We start from the raw sequence: 5,987 nt of genomic DNA, 5'->3' as shown, positions 1-5,987 counted from the left end.
CACCCCCGCCCGTGAGCCCCCGATGAGGGTCGGATGAGAGGTCTCCCATCACATCGCCCCAGGTCAGCCCCAGGTCAGCCCCGCAATCGGTATCCCGTCCCGCGAACCGTCTGGATCCGGTCGGCCCCGATCTTGCGCCGCAGGTAGCGTACGTACACGTCCACCACGTTGGACCCCGGGTCGAAGTCGAACCCCCACACATGGCTCAGCAACTGCTCGCGCGTGAGCACCTGGTCGGGATGCCGGAAGAACACCTCCGCCAGTGCGAACTCCCGCGTGGACAGCTCCACCGGCCGGTCGCCGACGTTGACCCGGCGGGCCCGCAGGTCGAGGGAGAGGTCGCCGACCCGGAGCACGGTCACCTCCGGTACGCGGTCGCCGCGCAGCCGCAGCCGGACCCGCGCCAGCAGTTCCTCGAACGCGAACGGCTTGGCGATGTAGTCGTCCGCCCCGCCCTCCAGGCCCGCCACGGTGTCGGCCACGCTGTCCCTGGCGGTCAGGATGATGACCGGGATCGCGGCCCGGATCTCGCGGAGCCGCCGCAGCACGGTGAAGCCGTCCCGCAGCGGCAGGCCGATGTCCAGGATGAGCAGGTCGAACGCCCCGCCGGCCGCGTACTCGTAGGCCGCCACGCCGTCCTCCACCACGGTCGTGGCGAAGCCGTTGCCGCGCAGCCCCTTCTCCAGGAAGGAGGCGATGCGGCGTTCGTCCTCCGCGATCAGGATGCGGTTCATCGGGACTCCAGCATGATCTCGATCGTGTCGCCGACGTCGTCCGGCGGTTCCCTGCGCGCGTTGTGGAAGGGGATGGTGATGACGAACAGCGCGCCGCCGCCGTCCGCGCTCTCCACGTGCACCTGGCCGCCGTGCGCCTCGGCGATGGACCTGACGATGGCCAGGCCCAGCCCGGCCCCCTCGTGCGTACGGCTGCCGCCGCGCACGAACCGCGCGAAGATCCGCTCGCGGTCCTGGGCGCGCACGCCGGGGCCGCTGTCGCGGACCCACAGCACCACCTCGGCCCCCCGTACGGCCGAGCCCGCCGCCACCAGGTCGCCCGGCTCCGTGTGCCGCACCGCGTTGGCGATGAGCTGCATCATCGCCTGGGTGAGCCGCTGCCCGTCGGCCCTGATGGAGGCGTCGGCGACCTCCTCGACCCGCCAGTTGCGCGGGCCGAGCGGGCGGGCCTTGGCCAGCACGGTGACGGTGAGGTCGGCCAGTTCGACGTCGTCGAGGGCGAGGAAGCCGGGCTGTTCGGCCTTGGCGAGGGTGAGCAGGTCGTCCACGATGCGGTTCATCCGGGTCAGCTCGTCGGTGACCAGCGCGATCGTCTCGGCGCGGTCCTGCGGGTCATCGCCCATCAGCTCCAGATGGCCGCGGATGACGGTGATGGGGGTGCGCAGCTCGTGACCGGCGTCGTCCACGAAGTCGCGCTGCACGGCGAACGCGCGCTCCAGCCGGTCCAGCATGCGGTTGAAGGTGGCGGCGAGCGCGGCGACGTCGTCGTTGCCGGGCACGTGCAGCCGGCGGGTGAGGTCGCTGGAGTCGTTGATCCGCTCGGCGGCCTGGCGTACCAGGCGCACCGGGGCCAGGACCCGCCCGGCCACCCACCAGCCCGCCGCGCCGGCCAGCAGCAGCGCCACCCCTGCGGTGACGGCCACCGCGCGAACCGACTCGTCGACCTCCCGTGAGTGGTGCTCGTAGAAGACCACGATCACGAAGTGCCCGACGTCGGCCCCGCTGCGGACCGGGATCACGGCGTGGCGCACGGTGCCCGCGGCGGTCTCCAGCCAGGCCGCGTACGGCTCGGTCGCCCGTGCGAGCCCGGCGACCAGGGAGTCGTCGGCGCTGAGGTCCAGTTCGGGGGTCACGTACGTCCTGCGGCCCTTCTTGCCGTTGACGATCGTGAAGAACGTCTCGTGCCGGTCGGGCGCGTTGACCACGAGGTGACCGGTCAGCAGCCGCTCGACGTCGCGTTCGGCGCGGCTCGCCTCCTTGATGTAGTTGCCGAGCTTTTCGGCCTCGTTGCCGAGTTCGGCGTTGACCCGCTCCTCCATGCGGGCGTGCAGGAGGGTCCAGGTCGCGAAGACCGACACCGCCAGGGCGAGGGTGACGACGAGCAGCATCCAGCCCACGATCCGGGCCCGCGCGCTCATCGGTCAGTCATCCCCGCCTTCGTCGCCGTCGTCACCGCCATCGTCGTCGCCTCCGCCGCGCGGCGGAGGTGGCGGCTCGACCGGCTCGGCGGGCCGGGCCGTGCGCTCCCGCGGCTTCTCCCCGGAGGGCGAGGCCCTTTCAGGTGAGGTCTTCTCAGGCGAGCGCTTCTCAGTGCGCTTCTCGGCGGGCTTTTCGGCGGAGGACTTCGCAGCGGCGGACGACTCGGGGCCGACCACGATCGTGCGGCGCAGGTCGGGCGGATCGACGCTGACCGCCCGCACCAGCCCGACCATCGCCGGCACCGCCGCCACGGCCCCCACGGCGACGGCGAGAACGGCGATGACGGAAGTGCGGCGGCTCATGCCCCCAACCGTAGGCGGCCTTCCCCGAGAAGACGGTGAGAGCCGCATGAGAACCCTCTCATCCGTCCACCTCACGCCACCCACAGACCGATTATCGACATGTACCGCGAATGACCACTCGCGCCACGGGCCGATCGTCACGGGACTAAGATGCTACGGGTTAGGTTAGCCTTACCTGATCCGGGGGTGCCTGCGTGCGGCTGTACATCACCGCGCTCAAACCGACCGACTCCGTGACCGACGGATTCCTGCCCGCCGCCCGCGACCTGGGCTGCGAGGTCACCGTGCTCACCGACCGCCCCGCGGACCACCGGCGGGCACACCCCGGCGAGGTGATCGCCTGCGACGTACGCGACCCGCGCGCCGTGATCGACACCATCGCGCACCACCACCGCCCCGACGCGATCTTCTCCAACTCCGACCACATCCAGCCGGAGACCGCCCTGGCCGCCGCCTACTTCGGCCTGCCCGGCAAGGACTGGCGGGCCTGCCTGGCCGCCAAGAACAAGGCCCTCACCCGGCGGAGGCTCGCCGAGGCCGGCGTCGAACGGGTCCGGTCGGTACGACTGGCACCAGACGACCCCATCGACCCCGCCGCCCTCCCCTTCCCCGTCGTCGTCAAGCCGCGCGAGGGCGTGGCCAGCGAAGACGTCGTCCTGGTCGAAGACGCCGCGGGCCTGGCCGCCGCCGTCCGGCGGACCAGGGCCAGGCGGCCCGGCGAGGCGCTGGTCGTGGAGGAATACCTGGACGGCCCGGTACGCACCCTGGAGACCATCGGCGACGGCCGCGAGACGCGCGTGCTCGGCGGGTTCGCCACCACGCTCGGCCCCCGCCCGCACTTCGTGGAGGAGCGCCTGGACTGGTCCCCCGCCGTGCCGTACGAGCACACCAAGCACGTCCTGTCCGCGCTGACCGCGCTCGGGGCGGGCTTCGGCTCGTGCCACACCGAGTACGCGCTGACCGCCGCCGGGCCGCGGATCATCGAGGTCAACTACCGGGTGATCGGCGACCACTGTGACTTCCTGCTGGCCGACCTGCTGGGCGTCCCGCTGTTCGAGCAGATCCTGCGGGTCCATCTCGGCGAACGCCTGCCGCGGCCCCACCCCGCGCCGCCGGAGCGGGCCGGGGTCGCGCTCAGCCTGCTCGCCGAACGCTCGGGCACGATCAGCACGGCCCCGCCCGCCATCGACCCGGCGGCCGGGGGCGACGGCGTGAAGCTGTGGCACCGCCCGCTGCGCGCGCTCGGCGACCGCGTGGAGCACAGCAACACCAACCGCGACTATCTGGGCATCGTGCGGGCCATCGGCGGCGACACCGCCGCCGTGGACGCCGCCATCGCGGCCTTCCGCGCCGCCCACCCCTGGACGGTGACCGCGTGAGCCACCGGGAGTGCTACCTGGCCGCCCGCGTGGTGAACGCGCTGCTGCGCGAAGACTACGGCGGCCTGGCCGGCCGGGTCACCCGCACCAAGGACGGCGTCGCGCTGGAGCTTCCGGGCGCGCGCCGGGTACGGCTGGCCCCCGGCTCCCTCTACCAGGACTTCGTGGTCGCCCCCGATGAGTCCCTGGGCCTGTCCACCGTGCTCGGCGCGGTCAGCGAGATCTCCGAGCACGCCGACGCGGCCGGGGTGAAGGCGCTCGCCGTGGAGTGCCGCGCCGCGCTGCGCGCGCTGGAGCTGCACGACGCGCGGCGCGAGGAGGTCATGGCGCGGATCGGGCGCGACCCGCGCCACCGCGACCCGATCGACTACGAGACGCTGGCGGCGTTCGTCGATCATCCGGTGTACCCGACGGCCCGCGCCCGCTACGGCCTGTCGGAGGCGGAGCTGCTGGCCTACGCGCCGGAGTTCGCGCCGTCGTTCGAGTTGCGCTGGGCGGCGGTGCCGCGCGGGCGGGCGCGCGGCGCGCGGGTGCCGTTCGGCCCGTCGTTCCGGGAGGTGGGCCTGCCCGGCCTGGGCGCGAGCCATGTGCTGTTCCCGGTGCATCCGCTGTCGGTGCGGGTGGTGGGCCGGATGCCGGGGGTGCGCGTCGGCCCGCTGCCGTACCTCCGGGTGCGGCCCACGCTGTCGATGCGCACGGTGCAGGCCGGGCCGGGCACGCACCTGAAGCTGCCGCTGGCGGCCAGCACGCTCGGGCTGCGCAACCGGCGGTCCATCAAGCCCGGCACCCTCACCGACGGCGCGCTGGCCGAACGGCTGCTGCGCGAGGTGCTGGCGGCGGAGCCGGAGTTCGCTGACGCGATCATGCTGGCCGACGAGCAGGTCTTCGGGCACGCCGGGCACGAGTACCTGGCCTGGATGGTCCGGACCATCCCGGACACGCCGGTCATCCCGGTCGCCGCGCTGCTCGCCCCGGCCCCCGGCGGCGACACCGTGATCGCCGAGGTCGCCCGCGCGTCCGGGCGCGACGTCGCCGACGTCCTGCGCGGCTACCTGCGGCTGCTGCTGCGCTGGAACGTACGGCTCTTCGTCAGGTACGGCATCGCCCTGGAAGCCCACCAGCAGAACCTCTCGCTGACCCCCGCCGGGCCCCCGGCCCTGCTGATCAAGGACAACGACGGGCTGCTGGCCTCCCCCGAGCAGCTGCGCGCCGCCGGGCTCGGCGTGCCCGCGTTCGCCGACGCGCGGATGCTCACCGACGACCCGCACGCGCTGGCCGACGTGTTCGTCACCATCACCCTGCACCTGGCCGCCGCCGCGGTGGCCTTCGGCGCGCTGCCCGCCGGCGCCGCGCGCCGGATGGTCAGGGACACCCTCGCCGACGCGCTGGCCGAGCACGGCGACCACCCGCTCGCGAAGCTGCTGCGCGCCCGCACGCTCGACGCCGCGCGCCTGGTCGGCAAGGCCATGCTGACCGCGGGCACCCTGGTCGACAAGACCCGTACCGGGGCCCTGGACGTGAACAAGCACTACGGCACGGGCGGGCCCAACTACCTGCGCCGGATCTGATCACCGACCCAGTCCTACCTAAGGGGCATGACCGCACGTGGACAGCCTGCTGCTCGAATCGCCGGAGACCGCGCACGACACGCGTTTCTTGGCCGCCGCCGAGGAGGCCACGGTGGCCGCGCTGCTGCGCTGCTGCCTTCGGGAGGTGGCCGGGCCGCGCGGCGAGGTGTGGCCGGTGCCTCCGTACCTGTTCCTGCGGATGGCCGGCACGCTGATCCGGGTGCGGGCGAGCGGCGGTACGGCGCTGCGGTTCGACGGGACGCCGGCCTGGCTGGAGGACGGCGAGTGGCGGCCGCTGACCTCGCGGCTGCTGATCGCGCTGGTGCAGGCCGGGCTGGGCGAGGACGGCGAGGGCAACGAGGAGTTCGGCGTGCAGGTGGCGGCCAGCCGGGAGGCGATCAGGACCATCCTGGCGGCCCGCGAGCGCGCGGTGCCGCCCGAGAGCCCCTGGCTGGCCTCCGAGCCTGGCTCTTATACACATCTCCGAGCCCACGAGACTAGCGCTCAACTCGTATGCCGTCTTCT

The 5,987-nt window shown here is 73.2% G+C and carries 5 protein-coding genes and 1 pseudogene; 3 read left to right on the top strand and 3 right to left on the bottom strand.

The window, feature by feature from the left end; all coding sequences use genetic code 11:
• Window positions 1–74: 74 nt before the first annotated feature.
• From C1I98_RS33840 to C1I98_RS33830, 3 genes are read right to left on the bottom strand one after another with little or no spacing between them, the layout of a single operon-like run.
• Entirely contained in the window at window positions 75–734 is a 660-nt protein-coding gene (locus C1I98_RS33840; protein ID WP_111171410.1) for a response regulator transcription factor, read from the bottom strand.
• Window positions 731–2,152 carry a sensor histidine kinase gene (locus tag C1I98_RS33835; protein WP_111171409.1) on the bottom strand — a complete coding sequence of 474 codons (1,422 nt, stop codon included), beginning with the start codon at window positions 2,150–2,152 and terminating at the stop codon, window positions 731–733. The genes C1I98_RS33840 and C1I98_RS33835 overlap by 4 nt, the downstream gene beginning before the upstream one ends.
• A 3-nt stretch (window positions 2,153–2,155) precedes the next feature.
• Window positions 2,156–2,515, bottom strand: coding sequence for a hypothetical protein (locus tag C1I98_RS33830; protein ID WP_111171408.1), 360 nt, complete (start codon window positions 2,513–2,515; stop codon window positions 2,156–2,158).
• A 194-nt stretch (window positions 2,516–2,709) separates the two neighbouring features.
• Here C1I98_RS33830 and C1I98_RS33825 point away from each other — a divergent pair, with 194 nt between their 5' ends.
• The 3 genes and pseudogenes from C1I98_RS33825 to C1I98_RS33815 form a co-directional block, all read left to right on the top strand.
• On the top strand, window positions 2,710–3,894 hold the full coding sequence (locus tag C1I98_RS33825) for an ATP-grasp domain-containing protein (protein WP_111171407.1): 1,185 nt from the start codon (window positions 2,710–2,712) through the stop codon (window positions 3,892–3,894).
• The gene (locus C1I98_RS33820) at window positions 3,891–5,462 is read left to right on the top strand and encodes an IucA/IucC family protein (protein WP_111171406.1); all 1,572 of its coding nucleotides are present in this window, start codon (window positions 3,891–3,893) and stop codon (window positions 5,460–5,462) included. Before C1I98_RS33825 ends, C1I98_RS33820 begins: the two co-directional genes overlap by 4 nt.
• A gap of 37 nt (window positions 5,463–5,499) precedes the next feature.
• Window positions 5,500–5,987: pseudogene (locus C1I98_RS33815) on the top strand (hypothetical protein); the annotation flags it as partial.

Origin of the sequence: Spongiactinospora gelatinilytica, from assembly GCF_003236385.1 — a bacterium.
Classification (GTDB): domain Bacteria; phylum Actinomycetota; class Actinomycetes; order Streptosporangiales; family Streptosporangiaceae; genus Spongiactinospora; species Spongiactinospora gelatinilytica.
This window is presented reverse-complemented; position numbering and strand designations above follow the sequence as displayed.

What these genes read in the sequence shown, in the direction of transcription:
- C1I98_RS33835 (WP_111171409.1), bottom strand. Translation starts at nt 2,152, where the DNA reads ATGAGCGCGCGGGCCCGGATCGTGGGCTGGATGCTGCTCGTCGTCACC.
- C1I98_RS33830 (WP_111171408.1), bottom strand. Translation starts at nt 2,515, where the DNA reads ATGAGCCGCCGCACTTCCGTCATCGCCGTTCTCGCCGTCGCCGTGGGG.
- C1I98_RS33840 (WP_111171410.1), bottom strand. Translation starts at nt 734, where the DNA reads ATGAACCGCATCCTGATCGCGGAGGACGAACGCCGCATCGCCTCCTTC.